Origin of the sequence: Desulfatitalea tepidiphila (assembly GCF_001293685.1) — a bacterium.
Lineage (GTDB): Bacteria > Desulfobacterota > Desulfobacteria > Desulfobacterales > Desulfosarcinaceae > Desulfatitalea > Desulfatitalea tepidiphila.
On the sequence record NZ_BCAG01000006.1, the window covers coordinates 718,405 to 740,784 of the forward strand.

Below are 22,380 nucleotides of genomic sequence, written 5' to 3' on the forward strand. Positions count from 1 at the left end.
AGTTCTACATGAAAATATCAAATGAAATGCCGGCGGTTTATGCCAAACAGGGGATCACGGCGGGTTCTGGCCCCCAGAAAACCGGTAACCCACCGCCGGCCGCTGCGACGGGAACGGACCGCGTGCAGTTGTCTGAAAGGGCAAGGGAGTTGCAGGCCGCACAGCAATTGGTACGCCAGCTGCCCGACGTCGATATCGATAAAGTGAACCGAATCAAATCCCAAATCAAGGAAGGCACCTACCAGGTGGACGCCAAGCATGCGGCCGCCAACCTCCTGACAGAATCTCTTCTTAAACAGGCCGACTGAGCCGAGAGTCAAAAAAACACCGCGCGTTGCCCGGCCGGGCAACGCGCGGTGTATATCCATCCAGCCGAGCCAGGTTATCTTGCGAGGATCTTCCTGGCGAATTCGTCGTTGACATCCGAACAATGCGCAATTCCGGTCTCGCGAGCCGTTTCGCGGTTGGCCGCAAAAATATCGGTGCGACGAATCTGGTTCAATGAGAATTTGCGTGCGCCGGCCATCAACTGCTGCAATCCGCAGGAGAGCTTGTCGGCCAGAGTCCAAAAGGCCATGGCACCGTACGGAATCTTTTTCATTTCGTCCTTGCCGATCTTCTTCTGGATATCGAAGTAGCTGGCAAAAATCTCGTCTGGCGTTGCGCCGATGTCGGTCACGCTCTTTGGCAGGCGATCCCAGTTGCCGCTCACCGCGGCCTTGCGTTCCGGATGAAGCGCCCCCTCGATATTGGCCCCCAGATACCCGGGAATCATCACGGCCCGGCCCATGCAGACCATCTTGGTATAGGGTGCTCCCAGGGCCAGGGCCTTGAAGATGCTGTCTTCCAGGGCAAATCCGCCGGCAAAGGAGAGATCCACCACCCGCTGACCCTTGGCCGCCAGGATGCTGGCGTATTCATGGGCCTTTGCATGCAGGAGGATGGAGGGCACGCCCCAGCTCTGCATCATGTTCCAGGGACTCATTCCCGTGCCACCGCCCGATCCGTCGATGGTCAGAAGATCCAGTTTGGCGTCGGAGGCGAATTTGATGGCCATGGCCAACTCCTCCATGCCGTAAGATCCGGTCTTCAAGGAGATCCGTTTAAAACCCAGGCTGCGCAGGTATTCCACCGTTTTCATGAAATCTTCGCGCACCAGATCCACGCTGTCCAGGTTGGTGCCGCCCAGGCGGCTGTGGCGTGCGAACGAGCGGATGGCTCCCTTTTCAAAGGCCTCTTGCACTTCGGGCAATTCGGGGTTCGGATCGACCACGTAACCGCGCTTTTTCAGGAAAAGGGCGTAGTCGATGCTGGTGACCTGGATCTCACCGCCGATATCCTTTGCGCCCTGCCCCCATTTGAGTTCGATGATGCACTTGTCACCATACTTTTCGGCCACATACTCGGCCACGCCGTTGCGGGTGTCCTCCACGTTCATCTGGACAAAAATGCCCCCAAAACCGTCGAAATAGCGCAAGTAGATATCGATGCGCCGATCCAGCTCAGGAGCCTTGGAGATCTTTCCTTTCTTGATTTCAGAAGCGCGGTCCACACCGACCACGTTCTCTCCGATGACAATGGGCATTCCCACCAGGGCACCACCCACGGCAAAGGAATCCCAATACTTGGCCGCGATGAAGGTGGAGCCCAGGGCGCCGGTCATCAAGGGAATTCGCGCCTTCGTCTTGATTTCGTTGCCGAATTCGGCGGTCAGATCGACATTGGGAAAAATGCAATCATCGGGATCCTTGGACAGGGTGTCTTTGATCCCATGCGCACCGTAGGCATATCCCTGGATGCGCAGAGCGTTATAAGAGACGCCCACATGGGTTGTGTTGTTGGCACCCGCCGTGACCAAACCGAAATCCCGGGGGTAGAGCAGCTTGCGGCCCACCAGGCTGGAGAGCCAGGTTTCGCATTTGCCTTCGCAATCGGCACGGCACAGGGTGCACAAGCCGGATTCGGCCACATTGCCCCGGTTCACGGTCCCGAGCACATCATTTCTTTTGTCAAATCGCATGGTTTATTCTCCTTCTCTCTGCAATAATAAATTGTTGATACCTCAAAGCCTTCCGGCTCGAATAACAAGTGGACTGGAGGATGCCGGTTGGATTCAGCCGCCCAACAGACAAAAAAAGGCATCTGCCTCTCGATACGAGAGCACGCAGACGCCTTTGTCTTTTATTGGTAATTTTTAGCGCACGCCGATGTGCGGCATCGATCTAATGAAACTGCCGACCGGTCTCCATTGACCGGCCACTAAACAATGTCAGCCATATTTAGTTTCACTTAATTCGTTAGTCAAGAAAAAAGACCCACGCGGGCCTCGATGGATCGAAATAATAAAAGGGCTTCAAAATCTATCCGTTGTGGATGGGCACTAGTCAGGGATTCTAACTGAACTCGATTCAGTAGACCCGGCGTGTGTGGGACAGGTGGCCGATGCCACACGCCAAGCGGTCAAGTGCCGGCAAAATGCACGGCGGGCGGCCCAGAAACTCGCTGTGCACAAACAGTCTGGGCCGCTTGTCCGCCGTTTGCATTTAACTGGCGCTAAGACCGCAGGCTCACGTGGCCCTGGCCACCTGCCCCACCCACGCCTGCCATCTCCATTGCCATGCGAATTTTTGTATCAAAAAACTTTGGAAGACGCGCCCTTCAAGGTGAATCGCATTCAGTTAGAACTGCTGGGCAATAGTCAGTGTCCGTCCACAAATAGGCAAATTTGGTCGAGATCAAGGCGCACGAAAAATTTAACCGCAGGCATATAGTTTATTTTCCGAGGATTAAATCTTTCGTGCAACGCCGATATCGGGCAAATTGGACATTTGTGGATGGACACTGGTTAGGTATCGGTGTTCAGCTCCTCTGACAGCATCACCGCTTCGGCCACCCGACGCATGGATTTTCGCGAATCCATACTTTTCTTGCGCAACCAGCGATAGGCCTCGTCCCCCTGTATATTCATACGCTGCATGAGAATCTCTTTGGCGCGTTCCACCAGTTTGCGGGTTTCGAGCTCCTCCTGGATCACCTGGGTCTTGACCATCAGTTCGGTATTTAAAATGGCCACCGCAGCCTGGTTGGCCACCGCGGTCAGAAGATTGACTTCGGTCTTGGAAAAATCGTAGGCCTCCATGGTAAAACAGTTGAGCACGCCGATGACCTTGTCGTTTTTGAGCATCAAGGGGACTCCCACCATGGAGACCAAACCCATTTGCCGCGCCATCTCCTTTTCCTTAAACCGGCGGTTTCGCAGAACGTTTTTGATGATCAGCGGCTTGCGATGGGTGGCCACATGGCCAACGACCCCCTCGTCCAGATTGAGACTGCGATCCTTGACATATTCGGGCGCGATGGCCTGGGTGGCTTTCAGGCGGATTTTGGGTGGCGCCACCGTTTCATCGATCAGCCACAGGGAACAGATATCCACCCCGGTCACCTTGGCGGTCACCATGACGATAAGCTTGAGCAAGTCCTCGAGATATAGATCCGAGGTGATGGCATGGCTGATGTCGCTCAATGCCTGTATATAATCATCGTAGGTTTGGCTGAGGATTTTATCCATTTATGTGAAAATCGCTTCCATGTCCGTTGCGGTTATGTCAAAAAGGGTTAAAATAATAGTATCGTTCAAATTTGTTTTAGAAATGCACTATATTCGGAAACAAATATAAAATTCAAGGGGCAAGCCGTCGTCTTGCCATCGTTCGCCTTGCTCCCTCGAAAGTGCTCCCTAAAATAGATCGTCAGCAAGAGGAAACGACCATGGCCAAACGGGTTTTGATCATCATCGACATGCTCAATGATTTCATTCAGAGCGAAGGTGCCCTCTATTGTGGTGCATCGGCCCGGGACATCGTTCCCTTCATCAGGGAACGGCTGGCCGATTATCGCCGCTCCGACGATCCGGTGATTTACCTTCAAGATGCCCATGCCCCGGACGACAAGGAATTCGAGCGCTTTCCACAACACTGTGTGGCCGGCACCTGGGGCAGCCGCATTATCGATGAACTGGCCCCCCGGGAGGGTGAGACGATCATTTCCAAAACCCGTTACAGCGGCTTCTATGGTACCGATCTGGACCGCATCTTGTCGGCGATCCAGCCCGAAAAGGTCGAGGTGGTGGGCGTGTGCACGTCCATCTGTGTCATGGATACCGTCGGTGGACTCGCCAATCGAGACTATGCCGTGCGGGTTCCGGAGGCGGGTGTGGCCGATTTCGATGCAAACTTCCATGATTTCGCGCTCAATCGCATGAAACAGCTCTACGGAGCCGACATTTCATAAGAGACCCCCATGACACCATCGAGCCCGATGCTCACCGATTTGTATGAACTGACCATGTCGGCCGCCTATTTTCAAAGCGGCGTCAAGGGAAAGGGAACCTTTTCCCTGTTCACGCGCAAGGATCCTCACCGGGGTTTCTATGTGGCTGCGGGTATACAAAACGCCTTGGATTTTCTTGAGAGTCTTCATTTCGAAGATCAGGATATCGCCTATCTGTCCGACCTGAAACTCTTTTCAGACGACTTTTTAAATTTCCTGGCCGGCATGCGCTTCAACGGTGAAGTGTGGGCGCTGGCGGAAGGCACACCTTTCTTTGCCGATGAACCGATCATGGAGGTAACGGCGCCGATCATAGAGAGCCAACTGGTCGAGACCTATCTGATCAACGCCGTCGGGTTGGCCACCATGATCGCCACCAAGGGGGCCCGCTGCGTCCATGTGGCCCAGGGGAGAGGTCTCATCGATTTTTCCCTGCGCCGCACCCAGGGCACGGATGCCGGCATGACCGTCGCACGCAGCACTTATCTTTCCGGATTCGATGCGACCAGCAATGTACTCGCTGGTCAGCGATATGGGATTCCGGTGTCCGGCACCATGGCCCACTCGTTTGTCCAGGCGTTTCCTAACGAAATCGATGCCTTTCGCACATATGCGCGGCTGTTTCCCGAAAAAACCATCCTGCTGATCGACACGTATGACACCGTTCAGGGGGCCCATCTCGCCGTCGAGGTAGCCCATGAGATGAGAGCGAAAGGGAGCCAACTCAAGGGAGTCCGTCTGGATAGCGGCGATATGATCGATTTGAGCCGCCAGGTGCGCCGCATTCTCGATGACGGCGGCTGCCGGGAGGTTCAGATTTTTGCCAGCGGTGGGTTCGACGAATTCGGTCTGGCCGAGGCCCTGGCCCAGGGTGCCCCCATAGACGCTTTCGGCGTGGGAACCAAGGTCGGCGTGTCGGCCGATTCCCCCTACATGGATCTGGTCTACAAGCTGGTTCAAATCGATGAGCGGCCGGTACGCAAACTGTCCACAGGAAAAGTGACCCTGGCTGGTCAAAAACAGGTCTATCGTCGTTTTTCGAGCGAGACGGGCCAAATGGTCGAGGACATTATCGCGAAACGCGGCGAAACCATTGAGGACGCCGAACCCTTGCTGGCGCCCATGATGCGATCGGGTCGCCGTCTTGCGGCCCAACCGAGCCTGTCCCAGATCCGTGACCGCTTCCAGCGCCAATTCAAGGCAATTCCCGATGCCTTCAAGGCTCTCGAGGCACCGGCGAGATTTCCCGTGCGGGTCAGCAAGCAGCTGGCCGCTTTGCAACAGCAGATCCATCACTAGCGAATAAAAAAATCGGCCGGGGGCTTTTTCAACCCGCCGGCCGAGGCATGTTATGCCGCTTATCGCCCCCCTGTCAGGCCATCAACAGATCAATGAACCGTTATCTGTTTGGGCTTACGGTCTTCAGGCTTGGGTACCTCAATGGTCAGCACGCCATCCTTGAATTGCGCTTTGACGGATTCAGGATCCACATCCGCAGGCAGTGCAAACGAACGTTCAAACCGCCCGTGCACGCGCTCCTTTCGATAGTAATTTTCCTCTTTCACCTCGTTTTCCGAGGAACGTTCGCCCTTCAGCGTCAATGTGCGCCCCTGAATATCGACTGCGATCTTATCTTTGTCCACGCCGGGCAATTCGGCTTTCACGACGATGGCATCATCGTTTTCATATACATCCACCGCTGGATTCCAGTTCCACAGGCTTTCTCGGCTGGCCGAAGTCGGGCCAGACGCGAAAAATTGATCCCACAATGAATTGAAGCGGCTGTAAGCGTTGAACAAATCTATTGTGGGGGTCCATTTCATCAGTTCCATAAGCACACCTCCTGTTCACCTTAATTAGAAACTCACAGGGTCTTTTTTGTCACCCGTTTTACCTAAAAAATAAACAAGAGTAGTGTCATGTCAATAAAATTGCATTACTTTTTTAGTGTAAAAATATTAGTAATGAACCATTGCCGCCAGTTTACCGGCCACTCCACCAAGAACACAAAACGGCCATCCGGAAACCGGATGGCCGTCGAACGCCAGAAATCTCTTAGGACTACCACCCCAAGGTCAAATAGCTGTGCATCGAATTGGCGGACGCACGCCCCGCCCCCATGGCCAGGATGACGGTGGCTGCGCCGGTGACGATATCCCCACCGGCCCAAACGCCTCTTTTCGAGGTCTTGCCAGTCTCCTGTTCGGTGACGATATAGCCCCATTTATTAAGGGCCAGATCGGGTGTGGATTGGGTCAGCAACGGGTTGGCCCCGGAACCGACCGCCACGATCACCAAATCGGTCTCCATTTCAAATTCCGATCCCTTGATCGGTATGGGCCGACGGCGCCCCGAGTCATCGGGTTCACCCAGCTCCATCTTCAGGCAGCGCATTCCCGTAAGACGCCCGCTGGCATCGCCCAGATATTCGACAGGGTTGGTGAGCAGGAAAAATTCGATGCCCTCTTCTTCGGCATGGTGGATTTCCGCTTTACGGGCCGGCATCTCTTCCCGGGAACGGCGATAGACGATGCGAACCGTATCAGCGCCCAGGCGCATGGCCGTGCGGGCCGAGTCCATGGCCACATTGCCGGCACCCAGCACGACCACGTTTTTTCCCAGGGGAATCGGTGTGTCCACGTCTGGGAATTTATAGGCCTTCATGAGGTTGGCCCGGGTTAGGTATTCGTTGGCCGAAAGGATGCCGATCAGGTTTTCACCGGGAATATTCATGAAACGCGGCAGGCCCGCACCGACCCCCAGATAAATGGCATCGTAGCCCTGCTCGAACAATTCGTCCAGGGAAACGGTGCGACCGACGACGGTGTCGCATTGCACCTTGACACCCAATCGTTCGAGAAAATTGACCTCCTGGGCTACGATGGCCTTGGGGAGCCTGAATTCGGGAATGCCGTAAACCAGCACACCGCCGGGTTTATGAAATGCTTCCATGACGGTGACATCGTGCCCCTTGAGAATCAAATCACCGGCCACGGTCAATCCTGACGGGCCGGAGCCCACCACGGCGACTCGCTTGCCGGTGGAAGCCGCTTTTGGCGGTAATGCGCCCGTCCCGTGCTCCCGTTCGTAATCGGCGCAGAAGCGTTCCAGGTTGCCGATGGCGATCGGCTTTCCCTTCTTGGCCATGACGCAATTGCCTTCACATTGGATCTCCTGGGGACATACTCGTCCACAGACCGCCGGAAGGGCGTTGCGGGTCCAAATATGCCGAATCGCACCGGTCAGGTCACCCTCGGTGATCAAATGGATGAAACCGGGGATGTCCACCCCTACGGGGCAGCCGGTCACACATCCCGGCTTTTTACATTGAATACATCGGGCCGCCTCTTCCTGGGCCATCTTCACGGTGTAGCCGGTGGGGACTTCATCAAAATTGCGTTTGCGAATTTCAGGGGCCTGTTCGGGCATGGGTACGCGGCCGGTTTGCTCAGTTTTTTCCGCCATGACACCTCCTGTTCGGGAAACATCAGCCTGCAGCTGCAGTTATAAATCGTCGCAAGAGCCGCTGGGATGCCGGCTTTATAAATATCGGCACCGCAGCAACATCATCGCTCGCCTGTTCAATCCGTGAGTCGGCAGTAATCTTCGTAGCAGTGCTTCTCTTCTTCGCAGTACGCCTTCAGGCGCAGCATCAACTCATCGAAGTTGACCTGATGGCCGTCAAACTCAGGCCCATCCACACAGGCAAACTTGGTCTTTTGGCCCACCGTGACCCGGCATCCGCCGCACATCCCGGTGCCGTCGATCATGATCGGATTGAGGCTGACCAGGGTGGGAACATTAAAAGCCTTGGTGATGTTGCAAACCGCCTTCATCATGGGCACGGGACCGATGGCGACGGCCTGCTGAACGGTCTCTTTCTTGAGTATCTCCTCGACCACTTGGGTGACAAATCCGTGATGTCCATATGAACCGTCATCGGTGCAGACGTGCAGGGTGGTGGATGCGGCGCGCATCTCGTCTTCGAGGATCAACAAGTCTTTGTTTCGGGCACCGATCACGCAGGTGACGTGATTCCCAGCCTGCTTCAGAGCCCGCGTGATGGGATGGAGAACGGCCACCCCGGTCCCGCCGCCCACGCACAGCACGTTGCCCACCTTTTCGATATGGGTTGGGCGTCCCAGGGGGCCGATGACGTCTTGATACCCCTCGCCCTCTTTGAGATCACGGAAAAGCGCCGTGGATTTCCCGACTACCATGTAAATCACCGTTATAGTACCCTTTTTGGGATCGCTATCGGCCATGGTCAATGGAATCCGCTCTCCGGTTTCATTGGCCTTGAGGATCACAAACTGTCCCGGCTTTGCCTTGTTTGCAATCAAAGGTGCTTCAATTTCATTGAGAACTACCGTTCCTTTAGCCATCTCTTGGCGACGCAGGATCTTAAACATAATCCCTCCTTTGGTATTACCATCGATTCAAAAATTCCATAGCGCCTTTTAATCAAAAAGAAAAGCATAGATAAGGGTTTTTAAAGAATAACCGGTACTACCAATTTGGGCGGAGTTGAAGAGCGCGCCCGCCAACCACCGGCACTTGACCGCTTGACTTGTGGCGTCGGCCACCTGCTCCTTCCACGCCGGGTTTAATGAATAGCATTCAGTTCGAATCGCTGAGGCTTGACGGAGCAGGTTGATTCAAATCGTGTTCAATGGTATCCGATGGCGGGTTTGCAGAGAAGAGGCTCACAATTTTAATATCCGTAGAGAAACGATGAAGATATTCGACAGCCACTGCCATTTGGACGACAAGAGTTACGACAATGATCTGGACGAGGTGATCCGCCGGGCCCATGCGGCCGAGGTGTGTGCCATGATGCAGGTCGGTATCGACCTGGACACGTCTCAAAAAGGGGTCTCAATCGCCCACCGGTTCGACAACGTGTACGCTTCGGTTGGTCTGCACCCCCATGATGCGAAAAGCGGCAATGAAGAGAAGATCGCGGCGTTCGGTGCGCTCGCTGAAGACAAACGGGTCAAGGCTTGGGGGGAAATCGGACTGGACTTCAATCGCATGTATTCCCCTCAAAGTGACCAGGAGTACTGGTTTGTGCGCCAGATCGAGGCGTCCGAGGCCGCCGGCCTGCCCATGATATTTCACGAACGAGACAGCGAGGGGCGGTTCCTGCAGCTGCTCAAACCCCATTGGGGACCCCATCGCCAGGGGGTGGTCCATTGCTTCTCCGGCACGGATGACGAACTCGATGCCTATCTCTCAATGGGGCTTTGCATCGGCATCACGGGCATATTGACCGTCAAGACCCGCGGTGAAACCCTGCGCCGCATGGTGCGGCGAATACCGGTAGAACAGCTGCTGGTGGAAACCGATGCCCCCTATCTGACTCCCACCCCGGAACGAAACAAGTTTCGCCGTAACGAACCCGCATTTGTTCGCACGGTGCTGTTCAAGCTGGCTGAAATCCGCCAGGTGTCCGCCGAAGAGATGGCATCGGCGACCTGGACCAATACCTGTCGCCTATTCCATATCCCCGGGGAGTAATTCGGCGGCAAGATCGCCGAGGCGCATGAATATCAATTCGCCATCTTGAAATATCGCTATCTCGGCCGGGTCGGCACACAAGGGATGCAAAAGACGCCCCACGTCGGGCCTCGGCCTCAGGGCGAGTGACGCCCACAACGCCATGCCGCGCAGGCGGGGATTGTTCGAAGTGAAATGGATGACGAGCAACTCTCGGGCGTCCTCCACCAGGTCGGGACGAATGCGGGCCAGACGCCCCACGGCCCAGAGCAATCCCGCCTGTAGACCTTCGTGCTCGAGATGATTGCCGTTTGGATCCAGGTAGGATACGAGAATCGAAGCATACTCCCGGGCCAGCCCGCCGTGGCGCGCCATGATTTCTCCCATGGCTTCCGGCGATCCCCAGCCGATGCCGCCCGATTCATCGTTGAGATTCCACATCAGGCGTCGCATGATCACACGGGCCGATTCCATGTCGCGATCGGCCAGCGCCGACACCACCTCGCCCATGGCCGCCACCGCATACCAGCGCACCCTTGGATCGCCATGGTAAAGGAGTCCGAAAAGCGGATTGACCACCTGGCGCGCCGGCATCGCCGCGACCGCCTTCATCGCCGTGGCCAGATCTTTGGCCTGGAACAGCCGAAGAACCTCTTGTTTTAATTGGCGCAGGGCCATTGCAAAAAAAATCGGGACATAAAGAATTGAAGCTGAATGCCCATATCTGGGGACACGGATTCCGGACCGACCCTAAAATGTGATCAACTCATACCCCTCCTGGCGATAGCGGGCCATGCTCGGATGGCCGTTCATCTCGTCCAGCAGGGTCAACCCCTGATCCTGAGCGGCCTGCAGAGTTCCCATCTTCAGAGAGCAGGCCTTGCAGACCCCTTCCACCAGACCCGCCTGCTTGACCTTTTCCCAAAGGGCATACAAGGCGTGATCAGGCTTGGCCAATTCACCGATCAGGCGCGTGGCCGCTCCCTCCACGACGATGCGACCCTCATCACCGCGCGTTTGCATGTCCAGCGCGTTGAGCAGCACATGAATGAAACACATGGGATCGCCATTGAAGACGAACAGCACCATTTTTTTCATCGTTCACTCCAAGACCGGGATAATGGGTTGAAATTTTGCCCTACTCTTCTTCCCAGGAGATGGCATCTTCCGGGCAGTACTTGGCGCCCTCGTCCACGCAGGCCTGGGGATACACAGTCAGATCGGCCACGGCGATATAACCCGCGTCGTTCAGGCTGAACACTTCCGGGCAGACCGCCACACACCCCATGCAAAGGGTGCAGGCGGCCATATCCACGACCGGTCGTTTCATGCGGGAACCTGCGCGTTGATACTGCGTCCGATGGCCTGGCCGAAGGCGTAGCTCTCTTCCAGAGCGGCATCTGAGGGCACATACTGCTGGCGGACCGGCTCGATGATGTCGAACTTCATGGTTTCGAGTTCCTGGGTGATGAGTTTGGCGGCTTCACCACTCCATCCGTATGAACCAAAGGCAGCGCCGATTTTTCCCACCGGTTTGAGTCCCTTCATGTAGGTCAGAAAATCGCTGACCGTGGGAAAAAGCCCGTTGTTCAGCGTGGGAGAGCCGACGACCACGGCCTTGGCATCCAACACTTCGGTCATGATGTCGCTGCGATGCCACTTGCGAAGATACATGGGACGCACCTGTATGCCTTCCGCGCTGAGCCCGGCGGCGATGGCGTCGGCCATTCTTTCGGTGCTGTGCCACATGGTATCGTATACCAGCACGGCCTTGCGTTTGGGCGTCTGCTTGCTCCACTCCCCATACGCGTCGATGATCTTCTCCGGCGCCGTGCGCCAGATCACGCCATGGTCGGGACAGATCATCTTGATCTCCAAACCCATCTGGACCACTTTTTCGATGAGTTTGAGAATCAATGGGGCATAGAGGAGCAAAATGTTGGCAAAGTACTTCTTGGCATGCGGCATGATCGTATGGCCCACCACGTCGTCGAACTTTTCGAATCCGGCGTAGTGTTGACCAAAACCATCACTCGAGAAGAGGATCTTATCCTCTTTCAAGTAGGTGAACATGCTGTCGGGCCAGTGCACCATGCGGGTTTCCAGAAAAGAGAGGGTCCTGCGCCCCAGACTCAGCTCCTGACCGTCCGTGACGGGTTGGTAATTGAGTTTGGGCGCAAAGTGCAGGGCCAGATTCTTGGCGCCCATCCTGGAGCAGTAAACCGGTTTATCTTCTCCGATGCGATGCATCACGCGGGTGAGACTCCCCGAATGATCCATTTCGGTGTGGTTGCTGATCACATAGTCGATCTTATGCGGGTCCACGATCTGAGCGATGTTGGCGATCAGCTGGTCGGCAAATTCTTTCTTGACCGTATCGATCAGCGTCACCTTCTCGTCCAGGACCAAAAATGAATTGTAGCTGGTTCCCAAAGGTGTGGAGTACCCGTGGAAGTCATCGATATTCCAGTCGTTGACGCCGACGTCGTAAATACCACTTGCAATTTCAATGGGTTTCATGCTGCTTTCCCTCAAAAAAAGGCGATGCCCTTTTTACGCTGGCAAAAAGGGCATCCCCAAGACAATCGTTTCGATTCTACTCCTCTTTTTCAAACTCATCTTTGGACGCACCGCAAACCGGGCAGACCCAATCACCAGGCACGTCCTTGAATGGGGTACCGGGCTCCACGCCGTTGTCCGGATCACCCTGTTCTGGATCATAAACATACCCGCAAATCGTGCATACATAACGGTCCATCGTGCTCAACCTCCTTGTTTTAGTCATCCTTGTCGATGTCAATGCCCATCCCCTGCACGAAACAGCCGCCACCCCCGGCCGATTTTACGCGACTATGGAAGGGTATCTATAAACCTCTTCACCATCATTTCGATGTCGTCTCTCGTCTGCCGCATCACCTCGATGGATTGCCCGGCCGGGTCGGCCAGATCCCAATCGCGGCGCTCGGCGCCCGGTACGAACGGGCACTGTTCACCGCATCCCATGGTGATGATGATCTCTGGACGTTGGCCCGCAATGGCGGTTCTCAGCAATTGGGTGGTACAAAAACCCATATCCACGCCCTTTTCCTGCATCACCTCGACCATGAGCGGGTTGACCTGAGCGGCCGGTTCGCTTCCGGCGCAAGCCACGTCCAATCGATGACCACCGTAAAGGCGAGCGAAAGCCGCCGCCATCTGGCTGCGGCATGCATTTTCCCGACAGGCGAAGAGCACCCGCCGGCGCCCGATCAGGTCCTGGGTCAACTCGCGGACCGCCCGAGCCACGTCCGAATGCAGGTCTGGCTGGTCCTTGATCTGCCCACGGGCTTCGATCCGCCGGTAAGTGAGGCTGCCGGCGAATCGTGCGCTGATGCCGTCGAAGAAGTATTTGGCCGTTAGGTTCAAACCGTCGAAAAGCTGTTTTCCAGAAGTAGCCCCAACGGAAAGCATGTAGCCACGCCGTATGGCGTGCCCGGGGTCCTTGAGCTTGAGCATATATTTTCGCGACCAGAGGGTCTGGCAGCGATCGATCAATGCCTTGAGCTGGGCCGTGACGTTGTAGAAAAAAATTGGCGATGCCGCCACGATGATATCGGCCTTGCGCAGCAATGCGTAAATTTCACGGCTCATATCATCGTCGATGGGGCAAATACCCTTTTTCTCGCAAACCGTAAACTCCTTGCACGGATCGATGTGCCGCCTGCACACATCGATGGTCTGGATCTCGATGCCCAGCTGCGCCAGTTCCTGCATGAAAGCGGCCAACAGAATGTCGCTGTTACCCTTTTTTCTTGGGCTGCCTTGAAGACCGAGGGCCAGCATCCGGTTCTACTCCTTCACATGACACTTGTTGCACGTGAGCGGACCGGTCGGTTTGCCGGCCGTCTTCTCCGCCCTGTGACACTTGATGCACTGCTTGTTCATCACCTGTTTTTTTTGCAGCACGCCCTCGCTTTTAAGCTTCTCGATGCCGCCCTTTTCCTGGGGAAACGCCTGGTGGCAGATCAAACAATCCGCCAATCGCGTTTGATGGTCCTGATGTGGAAACGGCACCGGTCCGCTGCTACCCCCTTCCAGCATAATCTGGGCGGCACCCTTGTTGATCTCCGCCTTTGCAGCGGGCAACATCACTACTGCCCCCCACAAAACCAACAGGATTAAAGCGACACGCATCATGGATGTCTCTTTTTGAACGGATTCCGGTGGGTCCTTCTGCGGTGATTTTTGCAATCAACACCCCTCCCTGCACCAGGCAGTACTGCACGCTGCGCCGCATCCGGCCCAACAACGGTCGTGTGCTGCCGTGCAACTTCATAGAAATATAAGCCCAGGTTACCTCAGAATGCCACAGAGAACCCCGGTGCTACCGAAGCCTCCAAAGATCAGCTGGCGCCTTCCAGTTTGCACTGCGTGAAATCGATGGGTTCACCGCAGCTGTCGCATTTGTGCGGCTTGTGAAACTCATCAGAAAAAATTTCTTTTGGTGTCCCGCACTTCGGACATTTGCACACAAACGACTTGAGGTTCCGGAAACTTTCAAATCCTGGACAATGTTGAGGTGTGGACATGACTTCCTCCTTCGTTGTGTGAAGATATGAAATCCCCTATTTGATACGAGGGTCCTTACCGCTCACCGCACAATCCGGGGTATAGCAGGTGTTGTCTAAAAACTCACAAGATTGTTTGCAAGACGGGCATCTTTCCGGTGGCCGTTCGGCTTCCAACTCATACCCGCAATTGCCGCATTTCCACTTGGCCATGCAATCACCCCCTCCATTAATTCGTACCCACCCGCAAATGGCCATCTGGCCATTTGCGGGTGGACAACTCAAAACCCGCATTTGATTCCGCCGTCCGGGAGACACTGGCCGATGTCCGACTTGAGTAGTCTGGCCGGATAGCCTGGACCTTATCAGCCCGCCTAAGCCTTCCAGAGCCCATGAATATTGCAATATTCACGGGCTTTAATGTCAGATGCCGTGACCATGAAGATGGCTTCGGGGGTCTGCCCCGGCTTGAGGAACTGCCGGTATGCCTTTCCATCGGCGATAATTTCGATCCATTCGATGTAATGCTTCTCTTCCATGGGATGAGCCACACTGCCCACCTTTACCTTGACGCCGCCATCGATCTTCTCGATAACGGGAACATGTTTTTCCTTGGCCGCGTCCACGGTGTTTTCCTTCATGCAGACCATGGGCTGACCACAGCACACGAGTTGGCCGGGACCAGCATGCAACACTTCTACAATATTGCCACAAACATTACATTTGTAAACTTCCAACCTTTCGGTCATTTCCCTTTTCTCCTCTCCTTTGTTGATGGGTGAATGGACGATTGCTGAATGGCTCGATAAAAAAAGCTTACCAGTTTTCGCCCAACAATTCAAAATGGGCTTGAGGATGGGCGCATGCCGGGCACATTTGGGGAGCCTCGTAACCCTCATGCAGGTACCCGCAATTGCGACAGCGCCACACCACGGCCTGGCTGCGCTTGAAAACCTTGCCGGCCTGAATGTTGGCGGCCAGATCGCGATAACGCTTTTCATGCTGTTTTTCGGCCACGCTGATCGCCTCCCAAACCATGGCGATGGCATCGAAACCTTCCTGACGGGCGATTTTTGCAAAACCGGGATACATCTCGATATGCTCATGACGCTCGCCGTCGGCTGCTGCATTCAGGTTCTCCAGGGTAGAACCGATGATTCCGGCGGGAAACGCACCTGCGATCTCAATCTCTCCGCCCTCCAGAAACTTGAAAAACCGCTTGGCGTGTTCTTTCTCCTGATTGGCCGTCTCTTCGAAAATATCCGAAATCTGAACAAAGCCATCCTTACGGGCTTTGCTGGCAAAGTAGGTGTAACGAGTCCTCGCCTGGGACTCCCCCGCGAATGAGATCAGCAGGTTTTTTTCGGTTTGGGATCCTTTTAAAATTGCCACTACTTGTCCTCCTTTTTGTTGTCCTGTTCAGATTGAATGGGTGTGATGGATAGTTCGCCATGGTCGCTCGACACCGGGCAGTGCTCGTCCCACCACCCTTTGGCCTGGTGGCGCTTTTTCTCTTCTTCCGCCATGCGCCATATCTTGTAGGCCGAATCGCGTAGCATCCCATAGAGAATGCCACAGCCCGTATCCTCACGGTCGGCATCACCACGATCGGCCAGACGCATCATTTCCTGGGTCAGTGCAATGGTCAGCTTAATGTTGTGATCGCAGGGTTTCACCGGACAGCTTTCGTTGACTGAAAAAATAGGATCTACACGACGTCCAGAGAATATCAAAACTTATGCCAATGAAAGATCAAGTCCGTAGAAATGAAGCAATCACATGATTAGCAAGCGTCTAAAGGACCAAGAAACACCGCGACCCGGTCCCTCGACTGCCTCGCCACCCCTTTCAATTGATACACCCGATGATCGCGACAGCCAAAGTCTGCACGTGCACACCAGCTATCTTATTTAAATCACTTAAAAAAACCTAAACCACTTCTCGATGCAGATGATACATAAGTGTCTCAAAACAATCGCCGGGAGCAACATCACATGGGTCGGTAGCACCTGCGGTTTTTGAAAACGGGATCATTCATGAACAGGTCGGATATAAAAAGAACTACAAAAGGCAGGTGAGCGTCAACCCTGCAAGGTGTATTGTGCATCACTCGTAACATACAGATACGTTTTAAGCAAGGTGCCGCCTTGTGCCTCAATATTCCCGGTCGGCAGATTGAAAACGGCATAACAATTGCTAAATTTTGAATGCAATTGAGTTTAGCGAAAAAAATATCCCACGGAAAGGAATACAAATGGAAAATATAGAGAGCCTTAAAAGAAACACCGAATTGCTCAATACCATTGATTGGGAGATGACACCCGAAGAAGCGGTCAGGCTCTATCTGGAGTGGGGCAACAATTGGGCCCGCGGCAATTATGTCATTCGTTCAAAAAACGATGAAACGTGCTATTTTTCCGTGAGCACCTGGAAAGAGCCACCGACCATCTATCTGATCCGGCGCAACTCCGACGGGGCCAAAGAGTTGGCCCACATCAAGATGCCGGAACGGATCCGGAAGGCTTTCATTAAAGAGCACGGGGAACTCAAGGGTGTGTACGCGGTCGAGGGCATCGTCAAAACGTGGCTGCAGAAAGAACTAGGAGCGGCGTAAGGTGTTGTGGGGCTCCGCCCTTAACAGCCTCTTTTAAAATTCGTCGATACCGGATCAGTTCGGGCCGTTTGGATGGGTGAGCAGGTGCTCTGCAAACCTGACGGCCTCCTCGTTTTGGGAGCATTCCGGGCAGAGGCCTAAAAACTCGAGACGATGCCCCATGATGGTGTACACCGTTGTACCGTAGAGCTTATCTTCAAGGCGATTGAGCGGTGCAATGGGCGCATCGTCTATGCGGCCGCAATAAACGCAACGGACATGATAGTGGTGCTGCGCGATACCATCGTAACGCTTTTGGCTGCCGGCAATTTCGAGGGTTTGGATTTCACCGATGGTGGTGAGAAGCTCTAGATTCCGGTAGATCGTCCCCAGACTCACATGGGGCAGCCGCTTGCGGACCATCTCGTAAAGTTGATCCGCAGTGGGATGCGTGTTCTCCTTGCGCAACTCCTCAAGGATCACACGCCGCTGTTGGGTCATGCGCAGTTTGTCATTGCTTACCAGGTGGTTTTTTTTGTCCAGACAATGCATCGTCATTCACTCGGCAGGGACCATCCATGGAATCATCGACGAGACGGATCAGCGTTGATCCAATGGAATGAAACTGCACTCTTCCGGACCGCAGTATTCCCCCACATATTTGGATTCCGGCCTATAAAGCATGGGTTTCGGGGCAGCCTCTGCGTATTGTTCTTCGATCACATGGGCCGTCCATCCGGCCACCCTGGATATGGCGAACAGGGGCGAATAAAGATCGACCGGAATGCCCATCGAATAATAAAGCGAAGCGCTGTAGAAATCCACGTTCACGTAAATATCGGTTCCTTTGCGTTCCTTGAACGCCTTTTTGCCTTCGACCTCTAAAATTCTGGATATCTCATACCATCTGGTGTCGCCGGCCAGTTCGCCGGCGCGCTTGGACATGGGGGCCAGGATGTGGGCGCGGGGATCGTCGGTCTGATAGACCGCATGCCCCAAGCCCATGATCAGACGGCCTTCGTCAAGGACCTTGTTCACATAGGCACTCACCCGGTCCGGGCTGCCGATATCCATCAACATCTGCATCACGCGCACGTTTGCGCCGCCGTGCAACTCGCCGGATAACGACCCGATGGCAGCAGACACGGCTGCGTACATATGCGCCCGGGTCGAGGCGACCTCCCGTGCGGCAAAGGTTGACGCATTAAAGGAGTGTTCGGCGTGCAGGACCAGAGCCACGTCGAAGAAATGGACCAGATCGGCATTGGGTTTTTGGCCGAAAAGCATGTAGAGAAAGTTTTCGGCGTGCCCCATGCCCGCATCCGGCGAGACCGGCGCTTTTCCAGTACGAATCCGCTCCCAAGCGGCCAATATGGTGGGCAGCTTTGCGATCAGTCGGATCGCCTTGCGCAGGGCGGCTTCCTTGTTGGCATCGGCCGCTTCGGCATCGTGATTGGCCAGCATCGATACGGCGGCCTGGAGAATGTCCATGGGCAGGGCATCGGCCGGCCGCGTCTCCAACGCCCGGATCAATGCGTCGGGAATCTCACGCTCGGCCGCCAGTTTCTTTTTCAAAACAGCGAGTTCGTCTTTATTGGGAAGACGCTCGTATAGCAGCAAATGGACGATCTCTTCGAAGGTTGCCCTGGCAGCCAGGTCCTGCACCAGGTAGCCCCTGTAGATCAGTTTGCCCTCTTTGCCGATCACGTCGCTGATTTTGGTGCTGGCGACGGTGACACCGCGTAGACCGGTATTGATCGTCGGTTTGCATTCCTCTTCCATCATCGCCTCCTTTAATCTTCGACGTCACGGGAAACCGGCTTTTCGGCCGGATTAGGAATCGTTATCATGTGTGTATTGAAAATAAAACCTTAAAATGCTAATGGTCAAGAGGCATCCACATCGAAATTCCGGTTATCCTTAAACTGCCAATGACACCAACGCATCGACCGGTTGTTCCAAGCGTCCAAGCGCGTATGGCGCACCTTCACAGCCGGCCGACCGAAGAATACCATCAGGGCTGACAGGCTATGCAAAAGCTGACCATTAAAAAGGGATACCGGTTCCGCATGGCCGGAGCACCGGCCGATGACCTGATCGTCCTGCCGGCACCGGCCCGCGTAGCGGTGCTGCCCGAGCGCGTTCCCCACATCAAACCCCGCCTCCTCGTCAAAAAGGGCGATCAGGTCCAAATCGGATCACCGCTGTTTGAAGACAAACGCAATCCACGGTTCAAGTTTCTATCTCCGGGAGGCGGGACGATCCACGACATCTCGTTCGGACCGCGCCGCGTGATTCAAGCGATTGTCATCGACCGGAAGGAGACTCCTGAACCCGAAACCCGGTTTCAGGCGGTCACCGAAAACCAACTGGCGCAAATCGAACGGCAAGAGCTGGTGGACCGCATTCTGGACGGCGGCATGTGGTGGGCCTTCCGCGAACTGCCTTTTCGGGACCTGCCCGCGCCGGATGGAGAACCTCCTTTTATTCTGATCTCGCTCAACGCCAAAGAGCCATTTCAGCCGTCGCCGGCCGTTTACCTGAAAGATCAGGAACAATTGCTGGCCTATGGCCTGAAGGCCCTGAACGTATTGGCCCCGGGCAAAGTGCGGGTCTTTGCCGATGCCAGCGAAAGCAGTGTGATTGAGAAAGCCGGGCAGTGGCTCACACACGTCGTCAGCGGAAACTATCCGTGTGACGACCCGGCAACCGTGCTCTATCGCATCAAATCCGACGCCTCTCAAAACCGCGCCTGGTTTGTGGCCGGCCAGGACCTGCTCGCACTGGCCCACCTGCTGCGCGAAGGGCGCTATCCGATCCGCCGGGTGGTGGCCGTGGCCGGCAGCGCGGCGCCCGATCGGCGCCACTGCCACATCCGGTTGGGCGCGCCTCTATCCCAAATGGTAGAGGACGCACGGTTGCACGGTGGCGAACGTTTCGTCGTCGGCGGCCTCTTCAGGGGCTACAGCAGTGATTCCGATGGATACGTGGGGTTTTACGAAACCGCGGTCAACGTGGTGCCCGAGGGCGGTGAACCCGAATTCCTGGCATTGTTCAACCCAGGCGTCAGCCGCCCGAGCTATTCACGCACCTTTTTATCCCGGCTCAACCCCAAGGCCCTGGTATACAACTGCAATATGCATGGCGATCTGCGCGCCTGTATCGCCTGCATGCATTGTGCGGATGTGTGCCCTGTGGATCTGCTGCCGCAAATGATCTACAAGTCCATCCTCGCCGAAGAGGTCGAGGAGTATCTCGAGTTGGGACTGCTCGATTGCGTCGAGTGCGGCTTGTGCAGCTATGTCTGCCCCTCCAAAATCGAGCTCAGCAGAACATTTATCGCCACCAAGGCGGCCTATGCCAAAGAACAAGCCGTTAAACCCGATTAACGCCCAGAACATCAGAGCGTCGGGAACAATTCAGCGACCCCGAACGTACGGTGCCATGCGACGATGAAAGCGATTCGCCAATTTTTCGAAAATCAACGCCGGCATTTTGAAGGCAACGGACCGCTGGCGCCCCTCGAACCCTTTTATGAAGCCATGGAACGCGTCTTTTTCGGCACCGGACAGGTGACCGGTCAAGCGCCCCACGCCCGTGACAGCCTCACGGTGCAACGCTACATGATGCTGGTCATCGTCATGCTCCTGCCATGCCTGTTTTTCGGCATGTATAACGTGGGACTGCAGTCGTTCAAGGCCGCCGGCCACCCCCTGGACTTCTGGCCCATGATGGTGTTCGGGGCCAAAATCGTTCTGCCGCTGGTGATCATCTCCTACCTGTTCGGCTTTGGTTGGGAAATCGTCTTCTCCGCCATCCGAAAGCATCCGATCAGCGAAGGCGTCTTTGTCACCGCCATGCTCTTTCCCCTCACCCTGCCGCCCACGACGCCCTGGTGGCAAGCGGCTTTGGGCATCTCTTTCGGGGTCGTACTCGGAAAAGAGGTGTTCGGCGGCACGGGCCGCAACTTTCTCAACCCGGCCCTGACCGGACGCGCCTTTCTCTATTTTGCCTATCCCATCCAGATGTCCGGGGATGCCGTCTGGACGGCGGTCTATAACCATGGCGCCCAAGCCGTGGATGCGGTTACGGCCGCAACCCCCCTGGCGCTGGCCACCACGGCACCGGCCTCGCAAACGGTCGAACAGACCCTGGCCGCCGCCGGGTATGATTTCAGCACCCTGTTTCTCGGATTTTATCCAGACAGCATCGGCGCCTCTTCGGCCCTGCTGTGTCTGATCGGCGCCGTGGTCCTCATGATCATCGGAGTGGCCAGCTACCGCATCATCCTGGGGGATATCATCGGTGTGCTCGCCCTCGGTTATGTGCTCAATCTGTTTGCCGGCGAAGGCTCGGCGCCCTATCTGGGCATGAACCCTTTCTACCACCTGATCATCGGCGGCACCGCTTTCGGCATCGCTTTCATGACCACCGACCCCGTATCGGCACCCGACACCCATGCCGCCCGTTGGATCTATGGCTTTTTTATCGGCGCCCTGACCGTGTTGATACGGGTCTTCAACCCAGCCTTTCCCGAGGGCATCATGCTCGCTATTTTGTTTATGAATGTATTCGCACCATTGCTGGACCACCTGGTGATCCGGTTGAGAATTCGCAAACGAATACCCAATATTTAGTCGGACGCAAGGTCAGGTCCGCAGCGACCCGATGGGTGATCAAATGCCAAACGCCATAAAATCACTGCTGTTCGCAACGATACTCTGTGTGGTCTGCAGCGTGCTGCTCACGGCGGCCAGCACCGGGCTGCAGTCGTTTCAGCAGAAAAACGCCGAAGTGGACCGCCAGAAAAACATCCTGCTGGCCTTCGGCATCCTATCGGAAGGAGAAACGACCAGCGCCGATCGAATCCAGGAGATGTATCGGAACTATGTCAAAAGCTTTGTGGTGGATGACAGCGGCCGCATCCTGCACAAGGAAAGCCGCGGTACCAATGATCTGCAGCTGTATGCCTATATGAAGAATGATGAACTACAGGCCTATGTCGTGCCTATCGATTCCAAGGGGCTGTGGGGAAAAATTCACGGTTATCTGGCCATCGAAAACGACGGCGCCACCATTCGGGGATTCACGGTCTACAAACACCAGGAAACCCCGGGGTTGGGCGGCGAGATCGAAAGCCGATGGTTTCGGAAGAATTTCGAAGGTAAAAAAATCGTGAACCAAAACGGCGAGTTCGTTTCCATTAAAATTGCCAAGGGCAGCGCCGAGGATCAGATCGCCGCCGAAAAGCGTATCAATTATGTGGACGGCATCAGCGGCGCGACCATGACCGGCAAGTTTCTGACCGAAGGCATGAAGGAGATTCTGAAAGAGTACGAACCGGTGGCCGTTCAATTTCGGCAGAAGAACAAGCGCTACCTGAGAACCGATTAACTCCAAAAGGCTGTGGAA

26 protein-coding genes are annotated in these 22,380 nt (G+C 55.3%); 8 read left to right on the forward strand and 18 right to left on the reverse strand.

Annotated elements, in window-relative coordinates; all coding sequences use genetic code 11:
• Window positions 1–8 precede the first annotated feature (8 nt).
• The gene (gene flgM, locus DFT_RS23180; protein WP_054033792.1) at window positions 9–308 is read left to right on the forward strand and encodes a flagellar biosynthesis anti-sigma factor FlgM; all 300 of its coding nucleotides are present in this window, start codon (window positions 9–11) and stop codon (window positions 306–308) included.
• 74 nt (window positions 309–382) lie between these two features.
• Here flgM and DFT_RS23185 read toward each other — a convergent pair whose 3' ends face one another.
• Window positions 383–2,020 (reverse strand): glutamate synthase-related protein, encoded by a 1,638-nt coding sequence (locus DFT_RS23185; protein ID WP_054033793.1) that lies wholly within the window; start codon window positions 2,018–2,020, stop codon window positions 383–385.
• A gap of 825 nt (window positions 2,021–2,845) precedes the next feature.
• Window positions 2,846–3,568 (reverse strand): GAF domain-containing protein, encoded by a 723-nt coding sequence (locus tag DFT_RS23190; protein WP_054033794.1) that lies wholly within the window; start codon window positions 3,566–3,568, stop codon window positions 2,846–2,848.
• A 200-nt stretch (window positions 3,569–3,768) separates the two neighbouring features.
• On the opposite strand from DFT_RS23190, the gene DFT_RS23195 reads away from it, so the two are divergent.
• On the forward strand, window positions 3,769–4,290 hold the full coding sequence (locus DFT_RS23195) for a cysteine hydrolase family protein (RefSeq protein ID WP_054033795.1): 522 nt from the start codon (window positions 3,769–3,771) through the stop codon (window positions 4,288–4,290).
• Between the two features lie 9 nt (window positions 4,291–4,299).
• Window positions 4,300–5,628: a nicotinate phosphoribosyltransferase gene (locus DFT_RS23200; protein ID WP_054033796.1), complete on the forward strand. Its 1,329-nt coding sequence runs from the start codon at window positions 4,300–4,302 to the stop codon at window positions 5,626–5,628.
• An 89-nt stretch (window positions 5,629–5,717) separates the two neighbouring features.
• Here DFT_RS23200 and DFT_RS23205 read toward each other — a convergent pair whose 3' ends face one another.
• The 3 genes from DFT_RS23205 to DFT_RS23215 all read right to left on the reverse strand — a co-directional run bounded on the left by DFT_RS23205 (window position 5,718) and on the right by DFT_RS23215 (window position 8,741).
• Window positions 5,718–6,161, reverse strand: a complete 444-nt coding sequence (locus tag DFT_RS23205) for an Hsp20/alpha crystallin family protein (protein ID WP_054033797.1) — start codon at window positions 6,159–6,161, stop codon at window positions 5,718–5,720.
• A gap of 229 nt (window positions 6,162–6,390) precedes the next feature.
• Window positions 6,391–7,794 carry an NADPH-dependent glutamate synthase gene (gene gltA / locus DFT_RS23210; protein WP_054033799.1) on the reverse strand — a complete coding sequence of 468 codons (1,404 nt, stop codon included), beginning with the start codon at window positions 7,792–7,794 and terminating at the stop codon, window positions 6,391–6,393.
• Between the two features lie 116 nt (window positions 7,795–7,910).
• Window positions 7,911–8,741 (reverse strand): sulfide/dihydroorotate dehydrogenase-like FAD/NAD-binding protein, encoded by an 831-nt coding sequence (locus DFT_RS23215; protein ID WP_054033801.1) that lies wholly within the window; start codon window positions 8,739–8,741, stop codon window positions 7,911–7,913.
• Window positions 8,742–9,063: 322 nt separating this feature from the next.
• Between DFT_RS23215 and DFT_RS23220 the strand changes: the two genes are divergently transcribed.
• Window positions 9,064–9,849, forward strand: coding sequence for a TatD family hydrolase (locus DFT_RS23220; RefSeq protein WP_054033802.1), 786 nt, complete (start codon window positions 9,064–9,066; stop codon window positions 9,847–9,849).
• On the opposite strand, the gene DFT_RS23225 is transcribed toward DFT_RS23220, so the two are convergent.
• The 11 genes from DFT_RS23225 to DFT_RS23270 form a co-directional block, all read right to left on the reverse strand.
• Entirely contained in the window at window positions 9,826–10,506 is a 681-nt protein-coding gene (locus tag DFT_RS23225) for a DVU0298 family protein (protein ID WP_054033805.1), read from the reverse strand. The genes DFT_RS23220 and DFT_RS23225 overlap by 24 nt on opposite strands.
• 72 nt (window positions 10,507–10,578) lie before the next feature.
• A complete protein-coding gene (locus tag DFT_RS23230) occupies window positions 10,579–10,926 on the reverse strand; it encodes a DsrE family protein (protein WP_054033807.1) in 348 nt (115 codons plus the stop codon).
• A 40-nt stretch (window positions 10,927–10,966) separates the two neighbouring features.
• Entirely contained in the window at window positions 10,967–11,158 is a 192-nt protein-coding gene (locus DFT_RS23235; protein WP_054033809.1) for a ferredoxin, read from the reverse strand.
• Window positions 11,155–12,348: an FprA family A-type flavoprotein gene (locus DFT_RS23240; protein WP_054033811.1), complete on the reverse strand. Its 1,194-nt coding sequence runs from the start codon at window positions 12,346–12,348 to the stop codon at window positions 11,155–11,157. The genes DFT_RS23235 and DFT_RS23240 overlap by 4 nt, the downstream gene beginning before the upstream one ends.
• 76 nt (window positions 12,349–12,424) lie before the next feature.
• Window positions 12,425–12,586 (reverse strand): rubredoxin, encoded by a 162-nt coding sequence (gene rd / locus DFT_RS25320; RefSeq protein WP_076750840.1) that lies wholly within the window; start codon window positions 12,584–12,586, stop codon window positions 12,425–12,427.
• A gap of 92 nt (window positions 12,587–12,678) precedes the next feature.
• Window positions 12,679–13,650 carry an NAD(P)H-dependent oxidoreductase gene (locus tag DFT_RS23245; RefSeq protein WP_054033813.1) on the reverse strand — a complete coding sequence of 324 codons (972 nt, stop codon included), beginning with the start codon at window positions 13,648–13,650 and terminating at the stop codon, window positions 12,679–12,681.
• 6 nt (window positions 13,651–13,656) lie between these two features.
• Window positions 13,657–14,058 carry a cytochrome c3 family protein gene (locus tag DFT_RS23250; RefSeq protein ID WP_152972126.1) on the reverse strand — a complete coding sequence of 134 codons (402 nt, stop codon included), beginning with the start codon at window positions 14,056–14,058 and terminating at the stop codon, window positions 13,657–13,659.
• A 374-nt stretch (window positions 14,059–14,432) separates the two neighbouring features.
• The gene (locus DFT_RS27420) at window positions 14,433–14,669 is read right to left on the reverse strand and encodes a rubredoxin-like domain-containing protein (protein ID WP_369688345.1); all 237 of its coding nucleotides are present in this window, start codon (window positions 14,667–14,669) and stop codon (window positions 14,433–14,435) included.
• Between the two features lie 80 nt (window positions 14,670–14,749).
• Window positions 14,750–15,124, reverse strand: coding sequence for a desulfoferrodoxin (locus DFT_RS23260; RefSeq protein WP_054033819.1), 375 nt, complete (start codon window positions 15,122–15,124; stop codon window positions 14,750–14,752).
• 67 nt (window positions 15,125–15,191) lie between these two features.
• The gene (gene rbr, locus DFT_RS23265; RefSeq protein ID WP_054033821.1) at window positions 15,192–15,767 is read right to left on the reverse strand and encodes a rubrerythrin; all 576 of its coding nucleotides are present in this window, start codon (window positions 15,765–15,767) and stop codon (window positions 15,192–15,194) included.
• The gene (locus DFT_RS23270) at window positions 15,767–16,051 is read right to left on the reverse strand and encodes a hypothetical protein (RefSeq protein WP_054033823.1); all 285 of its coding nucleotides are present in this window, start codon (window positions 16,049–16,051) and stop codon (window positions 15,767–15,769) included. Before DFT_RS23270 ends, rbr begins: the two co-directional genes overlap by 1 nt.
• Window positions 16,052–16,629: 578 nt before the next feature.
• Here DFT_RS23270 and DFT_RS23275 point away from each other — a divergent pair.
• Entirely contained in the window at window positions 16,630–16,989 is a 360-nt protein-coding gene (locus DFT_RS23275) for a DVU0772 family protein (RefSeq protein WP_054033824.1), read from the forward strand.
• A gap of 54 nt (window positions 16,990–17,043) precedes the next feature.
• Here DFT_RS23275 and DFT_RS23280 read toward each other — a convergent pair whose 3' ends face one another.
• Both DFT_RS23280 and DFT_RS23285 read right to left on the reverse strand, forming a co-directional pair.
• A complete protein-coding gene (locus DFT_RS23280; RefSeq protein WP_054034139.1) occupies window positions 17,044–17,520 on the reverse strand; it encodes a Fur family transcriptional regulator in 477 nt (158 codons plus the stop codon).
• A gap of 48 nt (window positions 17,521–17,568) precedes the next feature.
• The gene (locus DFT_RS23285) at window positions 17,569–18,750 is read right to left on the reverse strand and encodes a citrate/2-methylcitrate synthase (RefSeq protein WP_054033827.1); all 1,182 of its coding nucleotides are present in this window, start codon (window positions 18,748–18,750) and stop codon (window positions 17,569–17,571) included.
• 248 nt (window positions 18,751–18,998) lie between these two features.
• On the opposite strand from DFT_RS23285, the gene DFT_RS23290 reads away from it, so the two are divergent.
• The 3 genes from DFT_RS23290 to DFT_RS23300 all read left to right on the forward strand — a co-directional run bounded on the left by DFT_RS23290 (window position 18,999) and on the right by DFT_RS23300 (window position 22,362).
• Window positions 18,999–20,357: a 4Fe-4S dicluster domain-containing protein gene (locus DFT_RS23290; protein WP_054033829.1), complete on the forward strand. Its 1,359-nt coding sequence runs from the start codon at window positions 18,999–19,001 to the stop codon at window positions 20,355–20,357.
• A 63-nt stretch (window positions 20,358–20,420) separates the two neighbouring features.
• Window positions 20,421–21,605 carry an NADH:ubiquinone reductase (Na(+)-transporting) subunit B gene (locus tag DFT_RS23295; protein ID WP_054033831.1) on the forward strand — a complete coding sequence of 395 codons (1,185 nt, stop codon included), beginning with the start codon at window positions 20,421–20,423 and terminating at the stop codon, window positions 21,603–21,605.
• A gap of 43 nt (window positions 21,606–21,648) precedes the next feature.
• The gene (locus DFT_RS23300) at window positions 21,649–22,362 is read left to right on the forward strand and encodes an FMN-binding protein (protein WP_054033833.1); all 714 of its coding nucleotides are present in this window, start codon (window positions 21,649–21,651) and stop codon (window positions 22,360–22,362) included.
• Window positions 22,363–22,380 lie beyond the last annotated feature (18 nt).